Origin of the sequence: Amycolatopsis saalfeldensis, assembly GCF_900110575.1 — a bacterium.
Lineage (GTDB): Bacteria > Actinomycetota > Actinomycetes > Mycobacteriales > Pseudonocardiaceae > Amycolatopsis > Amycolatopsis saalfeldensis.
Window position 1 is genome coordinate 32,033 of sequence record NZ_FOEF01000022.1, and the last position, 17,274, is coordinate 49,306.

Below are 17,274 nucleotides of genomic sequence, written 5' to 3' on the forward strand. Positions count from 1 at the left end.
GGACAGTCTTCGCGCCGGTATTTCCTTGCTTGCCTTGGCACTGAGGCGATGCGCCGCGCTCCTGACACCAGCCCGCCGTCCGGCGACGGCCCGACCCCGGACCTGCGGGCCGGACCGGAGCCGAACCCCGCCGTCACATGTTGATCATGTGCCCGGCCAGCCCGTGCACGGCTTCCTTCACCGCCTCGCCCAGCGTCGGGTGCGCGTGCACGTTGCGGGCCACCTCGTGCACCGTCAGATCCCACTGCTGGGCCAAAGTCAGTTCCGGCAGCAGTTCCGTGACCTCCGGGCCGATCAGGTGCCCGCCCAGCAGCTCGCCGTGGGTGGCGTCGCTGATGAGCTTCACGAACCCGCCCGGCTCGCCGAGGCCCTGGGCCTTGCCGTTGGCAGTGAAGGGGAACTTGGCGACCTGGACGTCGAAGCCCTGCTCCCGCGCCTGCGCCTCGGTCCAGCCGAAGCTGGCGATCTGGGGCTGGCAGTAGGTGGCGCGCGGGATCATCACGAAGTCGAGCTCCATGGTTTCCGCGCCGGCGATGGTCTCGGCGGCCACCACGCCCATCGACTCGGAGGCGTGGGCCAGCATGAGCTTCGCCGTGACGTCGCCGATCGCGAAGATGTGGGGCACGTTCGTGCGGCCGCGGCCGTCCACGGCGATGGCGCCGCGCTCGGTCAGCTCGACACCGGTGTTCTCCAGGCCGTAGCCCTCCACGTTCGACTTGAACCCGATGGCCTGCAGGACCTTGTCGGCCTCCAGCACCTGCTTCTCGCCGTCCTTGGAGACCGTGACGTGGACCTTGCCGTCCGAATCGTCGATGGCCTCGACCTTCGTGGAGGTCAGCACCTTGATGCCGAGCTTGCGGTAGCGCTTCAGCAGTTCCGCGGAGACCTCCGCGTCCTCCAGCGGCACCATGCGGTCGAGGAACTCGACGATGGTCACGTCCACGCCGTAGTTGTGCAGCACGTAAGCGAACTCGACGCCGATCGCGCCGGCGCCCGCGATCACGATGCTGCCCGGCAGCTCGCTCTCCATGATCTGCTGCTCGTAGGTCACCACGCGGTCGCTGCGCGAGGTGCCGGGCAGCAGCCGCGCGGTCGCGCCGGTGGCCACCACGCAGTGGTCGAACGTGAGCTGCTCACCGTTGACCTCGAGGGTGTGCGCGTCGACGAACGTGCCGTGGCCGTCGTACTCGGTGATCTTGTTCTTCTTCATCAGGAAGTGCACACCCTTGACGCGGCCGTCGGCCACCTTGCGGCTGCGCTCGTACGCGGCGGTGTAGTCGAAGCGGATCTCGCCGTCGGAAGAGATGCCGTAGGTCTTGGCCTCCTGCGTGACGATGTGCGCGAGTTCGGCGTTGCGCAACAGCGCCTTCGACGGGATGCAGCCGACGTTGAGGCAGACCCCGCCCCAGTATTTCTCCTCCACGACGGCGGCGCTCAGGCCCAGCTGCGTCGCCCGGATCGCCGCCACGTACCCGCCTACCCCGGCCCCCAGCACCACGACGTCATAGTGTGCACTCATAGCCCAAAACCTACCCCCATCCGGGCGGCGGGGCGGCGTGACCGTGCTCGCCCGGGGAGCCGCTCACGGCCGGTTCGCGGGCGGCTGCGCCCCGCGGATCCCGGCCAGCAGCTCGGTGATCGCGGCCATGATCCGCGCGGTCGCCTCCTCCAGCACGGCGCGGGTCAGCTCGACGTCGCGCAGGTCCGAGAGGTCGACCGGCGGGCCGGCGACCAGGTCCACCGTCTTGCGCGGGATGCCGCGCGGCAGCCACGCCGTGGCGGGCAGCAGGTGGTGGGTGCCCCAGTTCGCGAGTGGGATCACCGGCACCCCGGTCTCGAGCGCGATCCGCGCGGCACCGGTCTTGCCCTTCATCGGCCAGCCGTCCGGGTCCTTGGAGAACGTGGACTCCGGGAAGATCGCGACGCACTCGCCGGCCTGGACCGCCACCACGGCGTCGCGGTAGGCGCCGGACGCGGTGGGCGCGCCGCGGTAGACCGGGATGTGCCCGCCCGAGCGCATGATCCGGCCGAGCACCGGCACGTCCCAGAGGCCCGATTTCGCGAGATAGCGCGGCACCCGGCCGGCGCCGAGGCAGAAGGCCGTCGCCGTCGCGGGGTCGGCGAACGAGAGGTGGTTCGAGGCGACGACCACCCCGCCCGAGGCCGGGATATGCCCGGCGCCGCGCACCCGGAACCGGGAGAACAGCACCAGGAACTGCCAGATCACCTCGATCGCCGCGCTGTACCAGTGGCCACGGCCGCGGCGCGCGAACCTCCGGCCGTAGGCGGCCATCTGGCGGAAGGTGAGCAGTTCGCCCTCGGGAGCCGCCGGTTCGAGCGGGGTCCAGCGTTCTCGCGTCCGGTTTCGCAGCGCCATGACCGCTATTCGTAGCCGATCACGACGCCGATCGGTGGTCACCGTGGCCCGGACGCGGCGCGGATCACACCGCCGGACCAGCACCGTGGGTGACTCACCGGAGGAGCCACGCTCAGCCCGCCGCGAACCGGTCGGTCGCGCTGATCAGCTCGTGCAGAGTGCCGGGCTCGTCGAAGGCGTGGCCGGCGTCGCCGATCATCTTCAGTTCGGCGCCCGGGAGCACCTGCGCGAGCTCCCACGCGGTGGTGGCCGGGGTGACGGCGTCGTACCGGCCCTGCACGAGCACGCACGGGACGCCGGTGAGCTTGCCGGCCTCGCGGATCAGCTGGTCGTCGGCGAGCCAGCCGCCGTGGCGGAAGTAGTGGTTCTCGATCCGGGCGATGGCGAGCGCGAACTCCGGCTCGGTGAAGGCGGCGACGACCTCTTCCTGGGGCGTGAACTTCACCGTCTCGCCCTCCCACCGGCTCCACGCGACCGCGGCCGGGCGGTGCAGGTCGGGGTCCGGGTGGTGGAGCAGCTCGTGGTAGACCTCGATCAGGTTCTCGCCGCGCCGCGCGTACGGCACCGGCGCCAGGAACCGGGACCACGCCTCGGGGAACAGGCAGCCCGCGCCGCCGCCGAAGAGCCACTGCAATTCCTTGACGCGAAGCGTCGCGACGCCGCGCAGCACCAGCTCGCTGACGCGGTGCGGGTACGCCTCGGCGTAGGTCAGTGCGAGCACGCTCCCCCACGAGCCGCCGAACAGCTGCCAGGTCTCGATGGCCCGGTCCTCGCGCAGCCGTTCCATGTCCGCGACCAGGTGCCAGGTGGTGTTGACCGTGAGGTCGGCTTCCGGGGTGCTGCAGTGCGGCGTGCTGCGCCCGCACCCGCGCTGGTCGAACAGGACGATCCGGTACCGCTCGGGGTCGAACAGCCGCCGGTGCCGGATGGAGGCGCCGCTGCCCGGACCGCCGTGCAGGAACACGACCGGCTTGCCCGCGGGGTTCCCGCACTCCTCCCAGTAGATAACGTTTCCGTCGCCCACCGGCAGCATCCCGTGGTCGTAGGGTTCGATTTCCGGGTACAGACCGAGCATGACGCCACTATGCCCGAGAAGGCACCTTGGAGGAGCGATGAAGGCGCGGCCACACGTGACGCTCGAGGATGTGGCACGCAGCGCGAGCGTGTCACTCGCCACGGCCTCGCGCGTGCTCAACGGCACGACCTCGGTGCGCACGGACCTGCGCGATCGGGTCGTGTCGGCCGCGGCGGAGCTGTCCTACGCGCCCAACGCGCATGCCCAGGCCCTCGCCGGCGGGACACATCGGACAGTCGGGGTGATCTGTCACGATGTGTCCGATCCGTACTTCGCGGCCATCGCGAACGGCGTGATGCGAGTGGCGGACAGCAACGGGCTCCTGGTGATGCTCGCCGGCACCTTCCGCGATCCCGGGCGCGAAGTCGCGTACGTCTCGATGCTGCGGGCCCAGCGCGCGTCGGCGATCCTGCTGATCGGCTCCGCGTTCGAGGACCGCGCTTGGGAGCGCGCGATGGCTGCCGAGCTGGAGCCTTACCGGCGCGGCGGCGGACAGGTCGCGGCCGTGAGCCGGCACCGGGGCCTGAAGATGGACACCGTGCAGCCGGACAACCGCGGCGGCGCGGCCGAGCTCGCCCGCGCGCTGCTGGCCCTGGGGCACAAGCGCTTCGCCGTCTTGTCCGGCCCACGGCGCCTGAGCACGGTCGTCGACCGGCTGGACGGTTTCACCACCGAGCTGGCCGACCACGGAGTCACCCTCCGCGAGGACGACGTGCTCGAAGCCGCGTTCACGCGCGAAGGCGGCTACGAAGCAGCGAAACGCCTTCTGACACGACCACGCCGAAGCCTGCCGACATGCGTGTTCGCCGTCACCGACGTGATGGCGATCGGCGCACTGACGGCTCTGCGCGAAGCCGGTGTGTCCGTGCCGGGCCAGATCTCGGTGGCGGGCTTCGACGACATCCCGGTGGTACGCGACCTGACGCCGCCGCTGACCACTTTCGCCCTGCCGCTGGAACAGCTGGGCGCCCGAGTCATGGACCTGGCCCTCACCGGCTCCGGCCCCCGTCCACGCACGGTCCGGCTCCCGGGCAAGGTGGTCCTGCGGGAGAGCACCGCCCGGCCCCGCCGCTGACCCACCCCGCGCCGACAGCACTTCCTCGGACCCTGCCCCGCTCGCCTGCGGCCCCTGGCACTTCCACGGACTCAGCCCACCTCGGCCCCAGCACTTCCACAGGCTCAGCACACCTCGGCCCCAGCACTGCCCACTCGCCTGCTGCCCCACATTTCCGCGGGCTCAGCCCACCTCTGCCCTAACACTTCCGCAGGCCCAGCCGCCTTGGCCCCGACACTTCCGCAGGCCAGCCACCTCACCCTCGACACTTCCGCAGGCCCAGCCGCCTTGGCCCCGACACTTCCGCAGGCCAGCCACCTCACCCTCGGCACTTCCGCAGGCCCGGCCACCGCGCCAACGCCTCCGCCGGCCCAGCCACGGCTACCCCAACATTTCCGCAGGCCCAGCCAACGCCACCCTGTACTCCCGCAGGCCCAGCGCGCCTCGGCCCCAACATCTCCGCAGTGCCCAGCCCGCTTCGGCGCTGCCCACTCGCCTGCTGCCCCCACATTTCCGCGGGCTCAGCCCACCTCTGCCCCGGCACTTCCGCAGGCCGGGCCACCTTGGTCCGGGCACTTCAGCAGGCCCGACCCATCTCGGCTCCAACACTTCCGCAGGCCCAGTCACCGCCACCCCTGCACTTCCGCAGGCCCAGCCCGCCTCGGCCTTGGCGCCGCCCGCTGTCCGGCCCGTCGGTTCCGGTGGCACCCGGTTCTGTCTCGATCCTGCTGCCGTGTCCACAGTGGATCGGCGCGGGGGCGGGTCCGGGATTTCCCCGCGGTCGGGGTCGGGGGGCGTTGGTTACGCTGCCGGGCGTGGCTCAGGTGCTGGTGGTGGAGGACGACCCGACGATCGGCGAGGTCATCGAGGCCACGCTGCGGCGGCAGGGGCACGTGGTGCGGTGGTGCCGTGACGGCCGCGGTGCGCTCGCGGTGACGGCGGCGGACCTGGTGCTGCTGGACCTCGGCCTGCCCGACCTCGACGGGCTCGAAGTCTGCCGGCGGTTGCGGGCCGCGCTGCCTTCCGCCGTGCTGGTGATCCTGACCGCGCGGCAGGAGGAAATGGACGTGATCGTCGGCCTCGATGCGGGGGCCGACGACTATCTCACCAAGCCCATCCGGCTCCCCGAGCTGCTCGCCCGGGTCCGCGCGCACCTGCGCCGCGGCGGGACGCCGGTCGAGGTCGCGCCGCCGGTGGCCGTCGGGGCGCTGGTGGTGGACACCGCCCGGCGGCGGGTCAGCCTCGGCGGGCGAGAGCTGGACTTGCGGGCGAGGGAGTACGACCTGCTCGCGCGGCTGGCAGAGCAGCCGGGTGTGGCGGTCAGCCGCGCGACGCTGATGGCCGACGTCTGGGACACGCACTGGCGCGGCTCCACCAAAACGCTCGACGTGCACATCGCGGCGCTGCGGCGCAAGCTCGCGGCCGCGGCCGTCTCGCCGGACCAAGTGCCGCGAATCGTGACGCTGCGCGGCCACGGCTACCGACTGGAAGAGGCCTGACCGGTGCACCACCCGATCACGACGCCCAGCAGGCCGACCACCGCCGCGGCAACCAACCCGCACACAAGCACCACCAGCCGACGAACGCCTGACCCCATCCACCACCCGACAGCGATCCCGGCCGAGCCGACCACCACTCCGGCAACCAACCCGCCCCCGAACACCACCAGCCGACGCACGCCCGGCCCCACTCACCACCCGGCCACGACACCCACCCCGCCGACCAACCCACCCCCAAGCACCACCGGCCGACACACGCCCGAACCCATCCACCGCCCGACCACAACGCCCAACAAAACGACCACCACGGCAACCAGCCCATCGCCAACCACAACCAGCCGGAACAAACCCCACAACCCGGCCACCGCACCCACCAAACCAACCACCACCCCGGCCACCAGCCAGCCGAAGCACGGCACCACCCGCCACACGGCGACGGCGCTCCCCAGGCGAACCCCGCAGACGAACGCACCCCCGGCCATCCCCGGCGGAAGGAGGCATGGCCCATGCACCGCCGCATCGTGACGCTTACCGTGTTGGCCGCGGTGTTGGCGACTAGCCTGTTCGGGCTGCCCCTGGGCGTTGCTGTGTTCTGGTACTACCGGGCGGATACCACGTCGGAGTTGGAGCGGGCGGCCGATGCTGCGGCGGTGGTCGTGTCGGATGCGCTCGCGGCGGGGCGGGCGCCGCAGGTGCCGGCGAGCAGCGGCGGCGAGGTGGGCGTTTACGACGAGGCTGGGCGGCTGCTCGCGGGGCACGGGCCGGCGCGGGCGGACGACATCGTGCGCGGCGCGTCTAGTGCGGACACCGACATGGCGACCGGGCCGGTGGGGTCCGAGCAGGTGCTGGCGGTCCCCGTGCTCAGCGGGGCGCGGCTGACGGGCGTGGTGCGCGCAGCCGTGCCGCAGGCGGAACTCGCGCGGCGGATCGGGCTGACCTGGCTGGCCATGGCCGGCCTCGCGATCGCCGCGGTGGCCGCGGCCTGGCTGGTCGCGCGGCGGATCGCGGCGCGGCTGACCCGGCCGCTCGACCGGCTCGCCGCGTCGGCCGCACAGCTCGGCGAAGGCGACTTCACCGTCCGGGCCCCGCGCGCGGGGATCACCGAGATCGACGAGGTCGGCGAAGCCCTCGACGTCACCGCGGCGCGGATCGGCGACACCCTCGACCGCGAGCGCGCGTTCTCCGCCGAGGCCTCCCACCAGCTGCGGACCCCGCTGACCGGGCTGCGGCTGCAGCTCGAAGCCGCGCTCGAGGAACCGGCGGAGGACCCGTACGCCGCGATCCGCGCGGGGATCGGCTCGGCCGACCGGCTGGAACGCACCATCGAGGACCTGCTCGCGCTCTCCCGGGAACGCCGCGCGCCCCGCGCGGAGCTGGACCTCGACGCCGTGCTGACCGAACTCCGCGCCACCACCTGGCCCCACGGCCGCGGCCTGCGGATCGAGAACCTGGACGCGCCGCCCGCGCGCGCTTCGGCGGCAGCCGTCCGGCAGGTGCTCGCCGTCCTGCTGGACAACGCGGTGGCCCACGGCCGCGGCACGGTCACCGTGACCGCGCGCGACGCCGGTGGGGCGCTCGCGATCGACGTCGCCGACGAAGGGCCAGGCCTCGGCGAAGCCGATCCCTTCACCAAAACCGCGACAAACCACGGCATCGGGCTGCGGCTGGCCCGCAGCCTCGCCGAGGCGGAGGGCGGGCGGCTGCGGCTGTCCCGGCCCGATCCGCCGACCTTCACCCTGCTCCTGCCCGGGGTGGATGGAACGAATCACCACGATCAACCGTGAAAGTGCAATGAATCACCCAGAAATAACTCAGCAACACAACGATTCCCAGTTTTCGGGTCATCATCCGATCGATACCGTGGCTCACACCCGACCTCGACGAGGAGGAGTCCGGTGAAGTCCGTTTTGCCAGAACCCGGCCTGCGTGCGGCCCTGCTGCGCCGCAAGCCCGTCGCCGACCTGGTGGCCGACGCCGACCACGGGCGGCTCAAACGCTCGCTCGGCCTCGGCCAGCTGACCATGCTCAGTATCGGCGCCACGCTCGGCAGCGGCATCTTCGTGGTGCTCGGCGAGGCGGTGCCGGTGGCCGGGCCCGCCGTGGTGCTGTCCTTTGTGCTCGCCGGCGTCACCGCGCTGTTCTCGGCGCTGTCCTACGCCGAACTCGCCGGCATGATCCCGCTTTCGGGCTCCTCGTACTCCTACGCGTACGCCACGCTCGGCGAGATCGTCGCGTGGATCTGCGGTTGGTGCCTGGTGCTGGAGTACGGCGTGTCGGTCGCGTCCGTCGCGGTCGGCTGGGGCCAGTACCTCAACGAGCTGCTGCACCTCGCGTTCGGCGTTGCCATCCCGGACGCGCTCAGCCAGCCGCCCGGCGAAGGCGGGCTGGTGAACGTGCCGGCGATCCTGGTCGTGGTGCTCGCGATGGTCCTGCTGCTGTCGGGCGCGAAGGAGAGCGCGCGGGCCAACGCGATCATGGTGACGGTCAAGATCGCCACCCTGGTGATGTTCTGCGCGATCGCGTTCACCGCCGTGCAGGCGAAGAAATTCACGCCGTTCCTGCCGCTCGGCCTGGCGGGCATGAGCGCGGGCGGGGCGAAGCTCTTCTTCTCCTACATCGGTTTCGACGCCGCTTCGACGGCCGGCGAGGAGGCTCGTAACCCGCAGCGGGACCTGCCGCGGGCGATCCTGCTCTCGCTCGCCATCGTCACGGTGCTGTACTGCCTGGTGGCCTTCGCGGCGGTCGGCGCGCTGCCGTGGCAGCAGTTCGGCGACCAGCAGGCGGCGCTCTCCCACGTGCTGACCTCCGTGCTGGACAACAAGTTCTGGGCCGGGGTGCTCGCGGTCGGCGCGATCGTCGCGATCTCCAGCGTGGTGCTGACCGTGCTGTACGGGCAGACGCGCATCCTGTACGCGATGTCGCGCGACGGGCTGGTGCCGAAGGCACTGTCCACAGTGCACCCGAAGACCGGCGTACCGCGGACGAACACGCTGGTGGTGTCCGGATTCGTCGCGGTGCTCGCGGCGTTCATCCCGCTCGGCAAGCTGGCCGACGCCACCAGCATCGGCACGCTGTTCGCGTTCGGGCTGGTCAACATCGCCGTGCTGATCCTGCGCAAGCGGCGGCCGGGCGACGCGCGGTCGTTCCGCGTGCCGTTCTCACCGGTGACGCCGATCCTGGGCGTGCTTTGCTGCGCGTACATGATGTTCAGCCTCGACGGCGCGACCTGGGTCGTGTTCGGCGCCTGGATGGCGCTCGGGCTGGTGCTGTACTTCGCCTACGGCATCCGGCGCTCGCGGCTGGCGGTGCGGTCGTGATCGTCGCCGTCCACCAGGGCCCGTACGACGAGCTGCCGGCCGCCGTGGCCGAAGCGTCCGCGCGGGGCGCGGGGCTCGTCGTGACCGCCGAGATGATCACCACCGGCTACGCCATCGGAGCTGCCGCGGTCGCCGAACGCGCCGAGGCCGCCGACGGGCCGCTGGCGCGGGAACTCGGCGCGCTGGCCCGCGAGCACGGCGTCGCGCTGGCCTACGGCTATCCCGAACGAGCCGGTGACACCGTGTACAACTCGGCGCAACTCCTTTCCGCGCAAGGGGAACGGCTCGCGAACTACCGCAAGACGCACTTGTTCGGCGACCTCGACCACAGCCAGTTCTCCCCCGGCACCGAACTCGTCGTGCAGGCCCAGCTCGACGGCCTGCGGGTCGGGCTGCTGATCTGTTACGACGTGGAGTTCCCCGAGGCGGTCCGCGCGCACGCCCTCGCCGGGACGCAGCTGCTGCTCGTGCCGACGGCCTTGATGCGCCCGTACGAACGGGTGGCCGACGAGCTGGTGCCGATCCGCGCCCACGAAAGCCAGCTGTACGTCGTGTACGCGAACCGCTGCGACGCCGAGGGTGAGCTGGACTACTGCGGCCACTCGGCCATCGCCACGCCCGACGAGGTGGTGGCCAAGGCCGGCGAAGGGCCCGAGCTGATCCTCGCCGACGTCGACCCGGTCGCGCTCACCCGGCCGACGAACACGTATCTGGCCGATCGGCGGCCCGAGTTGTACGGCCCCCTGACCGAAGGACCCAGCGCATGACCTCCGCCGTCCCGACCGCGATCCCCACGGAAGAGCCCGCCGGGCGGCCGATCACCATGTTCGGCCCGGACTTCCCGTTCGCCTACGACGATTACCTGAACCACCCCGACGGCCTCGGCACGGTGCCGGCCGGGCGGCACGGCACCGAGGTGGCCGTGATCGGCGGCGGGCTTTCCGGTGTCGTCACCGCGTACGAGCTGATGAAACTCGGGCTGCGGCCGGTGGTCTACGAGGTCGACCAGCTCGGCGGCCGGCTGCGCACGCACCATTTCCCCGGCCTGCCCGACGACGTGGTGGCCGAGATGGGCGCGATGCGGTTCCCGCCCGCGTCCACCTCGCTGTTCCACTACATCGACAAGGTCGGCCTGGAGACCACGCCGTTCCCGAACCCGCTCGCGCCCGGCACCCCCAGCACGGTCGTGGACCTCAAGGGGCAGAGCCATTACGCGCGCACCCCCGAGGATCTGCCGGAGGTGTTCGGCGCCGTGGCCAAGGCGTGGCAGCGAACCCTCGACGAGCACGCGTCGTTCGCCGAGATGCAGACCGCGATCCGCGACCGCGACGTGAAGACCGTCAAGCGGATCTGGAACGAAATGGTGCCACGGCTCGACCACCAGACGTTCTACGGGTTCCTGTGCGATTCGCCGGCGTTCGCCTCGTTCCGCCATCGCGAGATCTTCGGCCAGGTCGGCTTCGGCACCGGCGGCTGGGACACCGACTTCCCGAACTCGATCCTGGAGATCCTGCGCGTCGTCTACACCGGCGCGGACGACGAGCACCGCTCCATCGCCGGCGGCAGCAGGCAGCTCCCCCTGCGGCTGTGGGAGCACGCGCCGGAACAGCTCGCGCACTGGCCCGCGGGCACGAATCTGGCTTCACTGCACCAAAACGGCCAGCCGCGCCCCGGCGTCACGCGGCTGCACCGCACTGCGCCGAACAACATCACGGTGACCGACGCGTCCGGCCACATCCGCACGTTCGGCGCCGCCGTGTTCACCGCGCAGAGCTGGATGCTGCTGTCGAAGATCGAGTGCGACGAGGCGCTGTTCCCGATCGACCACTGGACGGCGATCGAGCGCACGCACTACATGGAGTCCTCGAAGGTGTTCGTGCCGGTGGACCGGCCGTTCTGGCTGGACCCCGACCCGGTCACCGGGCGGGACACGATGAGCATGACGCTCACCGACCGGATGCCGCGCGGCACCTACCTGCTCGGCGACGACCCCGGCTCCCCCGCGGTGATCTGCCTTTCCTACACCTGGGCCGACGACTCGTCGAAATGGCTGCCGCTGACGGTGTCGGAACGGGTGGAGGTGATGCTGCAGTCCTTGCGGGAGATCTATCCGGGCGTCGACGTGCGACGGCACATCGTGGGTGACCCGGTGACCGTTTCCTGGGAGGCGGAACCGCATTTCATGGGCGCGTTCAAGGCGAACCTGCCCGGGCACTACCGCTACCAGCACCGGCTGTTCACGCATTTCGTGCAGGACCGGCTCGAAGATCGTTTCCGCGGGCTGTTTCTCGCGGGCGACGACGTTTCGTGGACGGCCGGCTGGGCCGAGGGCGCGGTGCAGACCGCGCTGAACGCGGTGTGGGGCGTGCTGCGGCATTTCGGCGGCGAGACCTCCCCCGCGAACCCGGGACCAGGGGATCTGTTCGACGACCTCGCGCCGGTCGCGCTGCCCGACTGACGCACCGCCAGCCCGTCAAGGCGTACCCGGTGGTACCAGCCGATGGTGTTCCCGGCGGCGACACCCTTCCTGATTAATCTGCCTTACTGAACCGATCATGCGAAAATATGACGTATGACCACCGAGCCGGCGCCGAGATGGCGGAGACTGGAACCGGACGAGCGCAGGGAGCAGATCTACGCGTGCGCGGCGCGGCTGTTCGGCGAACGGCCGTACTCGGCTGTGTCCACTTCGGACATCGCCGCGGCGGCCGGGGTGGCCCGGGGGCTGATCAACCACTATTTCGGCACGAAACGCGAGCTGTACCTGGAAATCGTGCGGCGCGCGCTCACCGTGCCGCGGCTGGCGGTGGAGATCCTGCCCGAGGGCCCGCTCGAGGTGCGGGCCGAGGCGGCCATCGACTGGTTCCTCGACATGGTGCACGCGCAGGAGAAAACCTGGCTCGCGGCGATCGCCCCCGAGGGCATCGGGCGCGACCCCGAGGTGGACGGCCTGCTCGAGGAGGCCGACCGCGTATCGGCCGACCGCGTGCTCGAAGCGGTGGGCCTCTCGCGTGAGAGCGCGAACGGCGAGCAGTTGAACGCCGCCGTGCGCGCGTTCGGCGGCATGGTGAAGGCGGCCGGGCGCGAGTGGCTGGTGCGCGGCTCGCTCGACCGGACGCAGGTGCACACGCTGCTGAGCAAAACACTCGTCACGCTCGTGGGGCAGGTCTTCCCGCTGATCCAGAACCCGCCCCGCCCGGCCGGCGCCGAACAGTGACAGAACCCCTGGCACCACGAGGGGGAGGAGGGTGCCAGGGGTTCCGGCCGGCGGCCAGGGCCCCCGGTATCCGCCACGCTACGCCGTCCGGGGCACAGTTCGGTGCCGGTTCGGCTATTCCGGACCGGTGAATTTCACCGAATCCGCAGCCGGGCCCCCGCCGGACTGCGCGGCCTGGAGCTCGGGCCGCTCGGTCTTCAGCACCCGCAGGCGCTCGGCCAGCCCGTCGAGGCAGCGGTGCACCGCGTAGTCGTACAGCCGGTCGTAGTAGTCCGCGGTGAGGCCGGGGTTGCCGGCCAGGTCGTGCATCGCGCGGCCGTGCGTGGCCAGGCCGGGCAGGTCGGCGCGGTCGCGGTAGCCGGCGTACTCCGCGGTGTTGTCCAGGCGCAGCGCGAGAGTCCCGTCGCGGTCGTCCTCCATCGCGACGAACTGGCAGGCGGTGGCGACCAGCAGGTTGAACGCCAGCACGCTCTCCGCCGCGAAGCCCGCGTCCAGCAGCATGCGCATGCCGAGGTCGACCGGGCGCTGGGCGGCGGCCACCGACGGGCCGAAGAGCACCATGCGCCGGGCCGTGCCGGGGTAGCGGCGCAGCACCACGCGGAGTTCGACCAGCAGCTCGCCGAACCACTCCGGCCAGGACCGGTCTTCCGGGGGCAGCCGCAGGTAGCCGACGACCCGGTCGAGCACCGCGGCCACGACCGAATCGCGGTCGCCGACGTGGTGGTAGACCACCGCGGGGTAGGCGTCCACGGCCGCCGCGAGCTGCCGCAGCGTCCAGTTGTCGAGGCCGCGCTCCGCGGTGAGCGCGAGTGCCGCGTCCACGACCTTCTCCGCGGTGACGGCCGGCAGCCCCGCGGCCGCACGGGACCGCGGGCGGCTCCCGGCTCGCGGGGACGAAGACGGCATGCGGGGTACCGTAGCCGGATCACCGAGCCCGGTGCCAGGCCTCGTGCCGGTGCGGCACTATCGAGGCATGCCACGCGCACAGGCCAACGGCCTCGAACTCGAATACGACACCTTCGGCGATCCGGCGAACCCGCCGCTGGTGCTGGTCATGGGCCTGGGCGCCCAGATGATCACCTGGGAGACCGGGTTCTGCGAGCTGCTCGCGAGCCGCGGCTTCCACGTGGCCCGCTTCGACAACCGCGACGTCGGGCTGTCCAGCTATCTCGACGAGCTGGGCGTCGCGGACGTCGCCGCGGTCATGTCCGGGCAGGCGGCCGCGCCGTACCTGTTGTCGGACCTGGCGGACGACACCGTCGGGCTGTTCGACGCGCTCGGCTTCGCGAAGGCCCACGTGGTCGGCGCGTCGATGGGCGGGATGATCGTGCAGCAGCTCGCGATCGACCACCCCGAACGGCTGCTGAGCGTCACCTCGATCATGTCGACCACCGGCGATCCTTCAGTGGGACAGGCTTCCCCGGCCGCGTTCGCCGCGCTGAGCCGCCCGCCCGCCGCGACGCGGGAAGAGGCGATCGAGCAGAGCATCGCCGCGTACCGCACGACGGGTTCGCCCGGCTACCCGGCGACCGAGGAGTACCTGCGAGCGAAGGCCGCCCACGGCTACGACCGCGCGCTGCACCCGGAAGGCACCTTCCGGCAGATGGCGGCGATCATCGCCTCCGGCGACCGGACCGAGCGGCTGCGCGACGTGCGGCTCCCGTTCGCCGTCGTGCACGGCGAGGACGACCCGCTGGTGAACGTCAGCGGCGGCAAGGCCACCGCGGCCGCGGTGCCGGACGCCGAGCTGGTCCTGCTGCCCGGCATGGGCCACGACCTGCCCGAGCCGCTGTGGCCGGAGATCGTCTCGGCCGTCGTGCGGACGACCGCGCGCGGCTAGGGGTTCAAGAAGCCGGGAGGTCAAGAAGCCGTCAAGAAGGCGGTGGCGGGCGTACGGAAAACGTCCTCCGCCGCGGTGGTCGCGGCCGCGCGCGCTGCACTGAAGACATGCGCACCACCACGGACGGAAGGCTCCCGGGCGGGCTCGGCTTCCCGCTCGGCGGAGCGGCGGTAGTCGTCGCCGCCATCGTCACGGACCTCGGGGGCGCCACCGCGCATCCGGTGTACGCGCTGGTGGCGCTGGTACTCGTGGTGCTCGGCGCCGCCGCGGTCACGACTCCGGCGGCGACCACGGGCGTCGCACTCGTCGCGTGGGCCGTCGACTCCGGTTTTGTGCTGGGCCGCGAAGGCCGGCTGGTGTTCGACGCCGCGACCGGGCGGGCCGCCCTCGTGCTCGCCGCCGCGACCGTCCTGGGCCTGGCCGCCTCGGCGATCGTCCGCGCCGCCCGCCGGAGCGTTGCGGTACCGCGGCTCGCGGTCGTGCCCGCGCCACGTGCGCCCGAGCCGCAGCGAGGAACCGATCGGGTCGCCTCCGCGTGACGAGAGTCGTAATCGACTCGCCAAGGCACCCTGGGAGTGCCAGGCTGAGGCGGTCACACGTCGTCAGTTCCGGAGGTAAGCATGAGTGAACCGAACCCGTCGCCCAGCGGCGAGGAGGACGACGTCAAACGCAAGTTCCGCGAAGCGCTCGAGCGCAAGCAGGCCGGTGCCCGCAGCGGCGCCGCGCACGAGAGCGCCGGCGGCAAGAACCAGCACGCCCACGGCCCCGCCGCGAACAAGCGCACGTTCCGCCGCAAGAGCGGCTGATCCCGCACGCTGTTCCCGGAGAAGCCCCCTCGCCTCGCGCGAGGGGGCTTCCGTCGTTCAGGGGCCGTCAACTGAAGCTTCGCTGGTCAGGGAACGAACGACCCCAAATGGTCCAGCACCACGAACCGGCTGCCGGGGCTGGCCGCGGCGACGGCGTCCCGCAACGCGGTCAGGCCGCCCGCGTCCTTCGGCGGGTCGGTGAGCGGAAGGTCGAAATCGTCCCAATGCGTCGCCGCGACGTAACGCGGGTAGCCGGTCACGCCCAGCAGGCGGGCGGCGTAACCGGCGACGGCGGCACCGCCCGTGGGCATCAGGAGCACGTCCGGGGCCAGCCCGGCCAGCTCGGACTCGACGTAGTTCGAGCCGCCGAAGTCCAGCACGCTCGCGCCGCCGCCGGTGACCAGGTAGGCGAGGGTGCCGCCTTCCAGCAGGTCCTCGATCGTCTGCGGGCGGTCGCGCCGCGAGAGCGGGCGCGTGCCGGGGAACGGCACCTGGGCCCGGGCACCGGTGGCCGAGTGCAGGGAGCGCAGGATCCGCACGGTGTACCCGTCGAAGGCGAAGTACTCGCCCCCGCTCGCCACCGCGAGCTGATCCTCCGGCGCGCCGAGCGCCGCCATGAGACTCAGATGGGTCTCGGTGCCGAACACCGTGGCACCGGTGCGTTCGGCCAGGTAGGGGACGTCGGTGAGGTGATCGTAGTGCCCGTGGGTGACCAGGATGTGGTCCGCGCGCAGCTGCCCGCTGTCGACGTGGTGGTCGATCAGCGCGCGGTCCACCGAGAGCGGGGTCTTCGGGTCCGCGCCCTGCGGGGTGTAGGTCCCGGTCTTGAACCGGGTCAGCCACGGGTCGATCAGCACGGTCTTCTCGCTCCTCCCGTCTGCGCTCGGGACGCGGATCTCCCAGCCGTTGTTTCCCCACCAGCGCAAGGTCATCCGCGAAGCGCCCGGCTTAGGGGCGCTCGCGGACGCGGTCGTCGCGGGCACGGTCAGCAGGGCGGCCGCCGCCGCGCCCGCGCCGAGCAGGCCGCGCCGGCTCAGTCGTTCGTCCATGCCCGCACCGAAGCACGGCCGGGCGGGTGATGTCCAAGATCGAACCCTCGCGCTTCCGATACCCGAAAAGCTATCGTCGCCGCGTGGACCACCTCCGTTCGCTGCGTTACTTCCTGGCCGTCGCCGACGAACGGCACTTCGGCCGCGCCGCCGATCGGCTGGGCATCGCGCAGCCGCCGCTGTCCCAGCGCATCAAACGGCTCGAAGCCGAGCTGGGCGCGAGGCTGTTCGACCGCGGCCCCCGGCACACCACGCTCACGGAAGCCGGCGAGGTCCTGCGCGCCGAGGCCCGCGACGTACTCGCCCGGTGGGACCGGATGACCACGCTCGTCGCGAAGGCCGGGCGCGGCGAGATCGACGCGCTGCGGGTCGGGATCCCGCCCGAGGTGCCGGGCCGCCTGCTCGCCGCGATCGTCACCGCGTTCGCCGCGGCGCACCCGGACGTCCGGCTCGACCTGCAGGAGCTGACCACCGCCGAGCAGTCCAGGCTGCTCACCGGGCACGAGCTGGACGCGGGCCTGCTGCAGCACCCGGTGGACGTCGTCGGGCTGCGGCTGGGCCCGGTCGTCGACACCCCGCTCGGCGTGGTCCTCCCCCGCGACTCGCCGCTGGCCCGCCGCACCGAGCCGGGCCTGGCCGATCTGGCCGGTGAAGGACTGGTGCTGTCCCCGCGCGCGGCCGCCCCCGGCTGGTACGACGCTGTGCTGCGCACCTGCTGGGAGCACGGGTTCCGGCCCGCGGCGGTGCACCACGCGCGCAATCCGGAGTTCGTGCTGGGGCTGGTGCTCGCCGGGCACGGCGTGGCGTTCGAGCCGGGAACGGTGGCACGCAAGGAACCCCGGGTCGTCTGGCGTCCACTGGCCGAAGGCGCGCTGCACGCGCGGATGTCCTTCGCCTGGCCCGTCGTCAGCCCGCACCCACAGGCCGCGCGGCTCGCCGAGGTGGCCGCGCGGGTGCTGCAGGACGACGGGGTGTCCCGCGTCCTGCCCGCCCCGGCCGAGGACGCCCGGCCGTGGGACGTCTTCTACCAACGCAGCTGA

17 protein-coding genes are annotated in these 17,274 nt (G+C 71.8%); 11 read left to right on the forward strand and 6 right to left on the reverse strand.

Translation table 11 applies throughout. The features are described 5' to 3' along the window. Window positions 1–133 precede the first annotated feature (133 nt). From lpdA to pip, 3 genes are all read right to left on the reverse strand, one after another. Complete coding sequence (gene lpdA, locus BMY97_RS36470) at window positions 134–1,519, reverse strand: dihydrolipoyl dehydrogenase (RefSeq protein WP_091626542.1); 1,386 nt, start codon at window positions 1,517–1,519, stop codon at window positions 134–136. A 63-nt stretch (window positions 1,520–1,582) separates the two neighbouring features. Then, entirely contained in the window at window positions 1,583–2,377 is a 795-nt protein-coding gene (locus BMY97_RS36475; protein ID WP_091626545.1) for a lysophospholipid acyltransferase family protein, read from the reverse strand. A 112-nt stretch (window positions 2,378–2,489) separates the two neighbouring features. Beyond that, window positions 2,490–3,452, reverse strand: coding sequence for a prolyl aminopeptidase (gene pip / locus BMY97_RS36480; RefSeq protein ID WP_091626548.1), 963 nt, complete (start codon window positions 3,450–3,452; stop codon window positions 2,490–2,492). A gap of 37 nt (window positions 3,453–3,489) precedes the next feature. Here pip and BMY97_RS36485 point away from each other — a divergent pair, with 37 nt between their 5' ends. Continuing rightward, window positions 3,490–4,527, forward strand: coding sequence for a LacI family DNA-binding transcriptional regulator (locus tag BMY97_RS36485; protein ID WP_091626550.1), 1,038 nt, complete (start codon window positions 3,490–3,492; stop codon window positions 4,525–4,527). Between the two features lie 794 nt (window positions 4,528–5,321). Beyond that, window positions 5,322–6,005 carry a response regulator transcription factor gene (locus BMY97_RS36490; RefSeq protein WP_091626842.1) on the forward strand — a complete coding sequence of 228 codons (684 nt, stop codon included), beginning with the start codon at window positions 5,322–5,324 and terminating at the stop codon, window positions 6,003–6,005. A 191-nt stretch (window positions 6,006–6,196) separates the two neighbouring features. Here BMY97_RS36490 and BMY97_RS36495 read toward each other — a convergent pair whose 3' ends face one another. Beyond that, window positions 6,197–6,436, reverse strand: a complete 240-nt coding sequence (locus BMY97_RS36495) for a hypothetical protein (RefSeq protein ID WP_143086381.1) — start codon at window positions 6,434–6,436, stop codon at window positions 6,197–6,199. Between the two features lie 75 nt (window positions 6,437–6,511). On the opposite strand from BMY97_RS36495, the gene BMY97_RS36500 reads away from it, so the two are divergent. From BMY97_RS36500 to BMY97_RS36520, 5 genes are all read left to right on the forward strand, one after another. Continuing rightward, window positions 6,512–7,789: a sensor histidine kinase gene (locus BMY97_RS36500; protein ID WP_091626555.1), complete on the forward strand. Its 1,278-nt coding sequence runs from the start codon at window positions 6,512–6,514 to the stop codon at window positions 7,787–7,789. Window positions 7,790–7,900: 111 nt separating this feature from the next. Further along, window positions 7,901–9,322 carry an amino acid permease gene (locus BMY97_RS36505; RefSeq protein ID WP_177231709.1) on the forward strand — a complete coding sequence of 474 codons (1,422 nt, stop codon included), beginning with the start codon at window positions 7,901–7,903 and terminating at the stop codon, window positions 9,320–9,322. After that, window positions 9,319–10,089 carry a carbon-nitrogen hydrolase family protein gene (locus BMY97_RS36510; protein WP_091626558.1) on the forward strand — a complete coding sequence of 257 codons (771 nt, stop codon included), beginning with the start codon at window positions 9,319–9,321 and terminating at the stop codon, window positions 10,087–10,089. Before BMY97_RS36505 ends, BMY97_RS36510 begins: the two co-directional genes overlap by 4 nt. Next, window positions 10,086–11,780 carry a flavin monoamine oxidase family protein gene (locus BMY97_RS36515; protein WP_091626561.1) on the forward strand — a complete coding sequence of 565 codons (1,695 nt, stop codon included), beginning with the start codon at window positions 10,086–10,088 and terminating at the stop codon, window positions 11,778–11,780. Before BMY97_RS36510 ends, BMY97_RS36515 begins: the two co-directional genes overlap by 4 nt. Before the next feature lie 114 nt (window positions 11,781–11,894). Next, complete coding sequence (locus BMY97_RS36520) at window positions 11,895–12,539, forward strand: TetR/AcrR family transcriptional regulator (RefSeq protein WP_091626564.1); 645 nt, start codon at window positions 11,895–11,897, stop codon at window positions 12,537–12,539. Window positions 12,540–12,653: 114 nt separating this feature from the next. Here the strand turns inward: BMY97_RS36520 and BMY97_RS36525 are convergent, their stop codons facing one another. Beyond that, window positions 12,654–13,445 (reverse strand): TetR/AcrR family transcriptional regulator, encoded by a 792-nt coding sequence (locus BMY97_RS36525; RefSeq protein ID WP_091626566.1) that lies wholly within the window; start codon window positions 13,443–13,445, stop codon window positions 12,654–12,656. A gap of 67 nt (window positions 13,446–13,512) precedes the next feature. On the opposite strand from BMY97_RS36525, the gene BMY97_RS36530 reads away from it, so the two are divergent. From BMY97_RS36530 to BMY97_RS36540, 3 genes are all read left to right on the forward strand, one after another. Next, complete coding sequence (locus BMY97_RS36530) at window positions 13,513–14,379, forward strand: alpha/beta fold hydrolase (protein ID WP_091626569.1); 867 nt, start codon at window positions 13,513–13,515, stop codon at window positions 14,377–14,379. A gap of 107 nt (window positions 14,380–14,486) precedes the next feature. After that, window positions 14,487–14,918: a hypothetical protein gene (locus BMY97_RS36535; protein WP_091626571.1), complete on the forward strand. Its 432-nt coding sequence runs from the start codon at window positions 14,487–14,489 to the stop codon at window positions 14,916–14,918. A gap of 81 nt (window positions 14,919–14,999) precedes the next feature. Further along, window positions 15,000–15,185 (forward strand): DUF5302 domain-containing protein, encoded by a 186-nt coding sequence (locus BMY97_RS36540; protein WP_091626574.1) that lies wholly within the window; start codon window positions 15,000–15,002, stop codon window positions 15,183–15,185. 86 nt (window positions 15,186–15,271) lie between these two features. Here the strand turns inward: BMY97_RS36540 and BMY97_RS36545 are convergent, their stop codons facing one another. After that, a complete protein-coding gene (locus BMY97_RS36545; RefSeq protein ID WP_091626576.1) occupies window positions 15,272–16,234 on the reverse strand; it encodes an MBL fold metallo-hydrolase in 963 nt (320 codons plus the stop codon). An 83-nt stretch (window positions 16,235–16,317) separates the two neighbouring features. On the opposite strand from BMY97_RS36545, the gene BMY97_RS36550 reads away from it, so the two are divergent. After that, window positions 16,318–17,274 carry a LysR substrate-binding domain-containing protein gene (locus BMY97_RS36550; RefSeq protein WP_091626847.1) on the forward strand — a complete coding sequence of 319 codons (957 nt, stop codon included), beginning with the start codon at window positions 16,318–16,320 and terminating at the stop codon, window positions 17,272–17,274.

Excerpts from the sequence above, each read along its gene's own strand:
- lpdA (WP_091626542.1), bottom strand. The coding sequence starts at position 1,519 with ATGAGTGCACACTATGACGTCGTGGTGCTGGGGGCCGGGGTAGGCGGG.
- BMY97_RS36475 (WP_091626545.1), bottom strand. The coding sequence starts at position 2,377 with ATGGCGCTGCGAAACCGGACGCGAGAACGCTGGACCCCGCTCGAACCG.
- pip (WP_091626548.1), bottom strand. The coding sequence starts at position 3,452 with ATGCTCGGTCTGTACCCGGAAATCGAACCCTACGACCACGGGATGCTG.
- BMY97_RS36485 (WP_091626550.1), top strand. The coding sequence starts at position 3,490 with ATGAAGGCGCGGCCACACGTGACGCTCGAGGATGTGGCACGCAGCGCG.
- BMY97_RS36500 (WP_091626555.1), top strand. The coding sequence starts at position 6,512 with ATGCACCGCCGCATCGTGACGCTTACCGTGTTGGCCGCGGTGTTGGCG.
- BMY97_RS36515 (WP_091626561.1), top strand. The coding sequence starts at position 10,086 with ATGACCTCCGCCGTCCCGACCGCGATCCCCACGGAAGAGCCCGCCGGG.
- BMY97_RS36520 (WP_091626564.1), top strand. The coding sequence starts at position 11,895 with ATGACCACCGAGCCGGCGCCGAGATGGCGGAGACTGGAACCGGACGAG.
- BMY97_RS36525 (WP_091626566.1), bottom strand. The coding sequence starts at position 13,445 with ATGCCGTCTTCGTCCCCGCGAGCCGGGAGCCGCCCGCGGTCCCGTGCG.
- BMY97_RS36530 (WP_091626569.1), top strand. The coding sequence starts at position 13,513 with ATGCCACGCGCACAGGCCAACGGCCTCGAACTCGAATACGACACCTTC.
- BMY97_RS36535 (WP_091626571.1), top strand. The coding sequence starts at position 14,487 with ATGCGCACCACCACGGACGGAAGGCTCCCGGGCGGGCTCGGCTTCCCG.
- BMY97_RS36540 (WP_091626574.1), top strand. The coding sequence starts at position 15,000 with ATGAGTGAACCGAACCCGTCGCCCAGCGGCGAGGAGGACGACGTCAAA.
- BMY97_RS36545 (WP_091626576.1), bottom strand. The coding sequence starts at position 16,234 with ATGGACGAACGACTGAGCCGGCGCGGCCTGCTCGGCGCGGGCGCGGCG.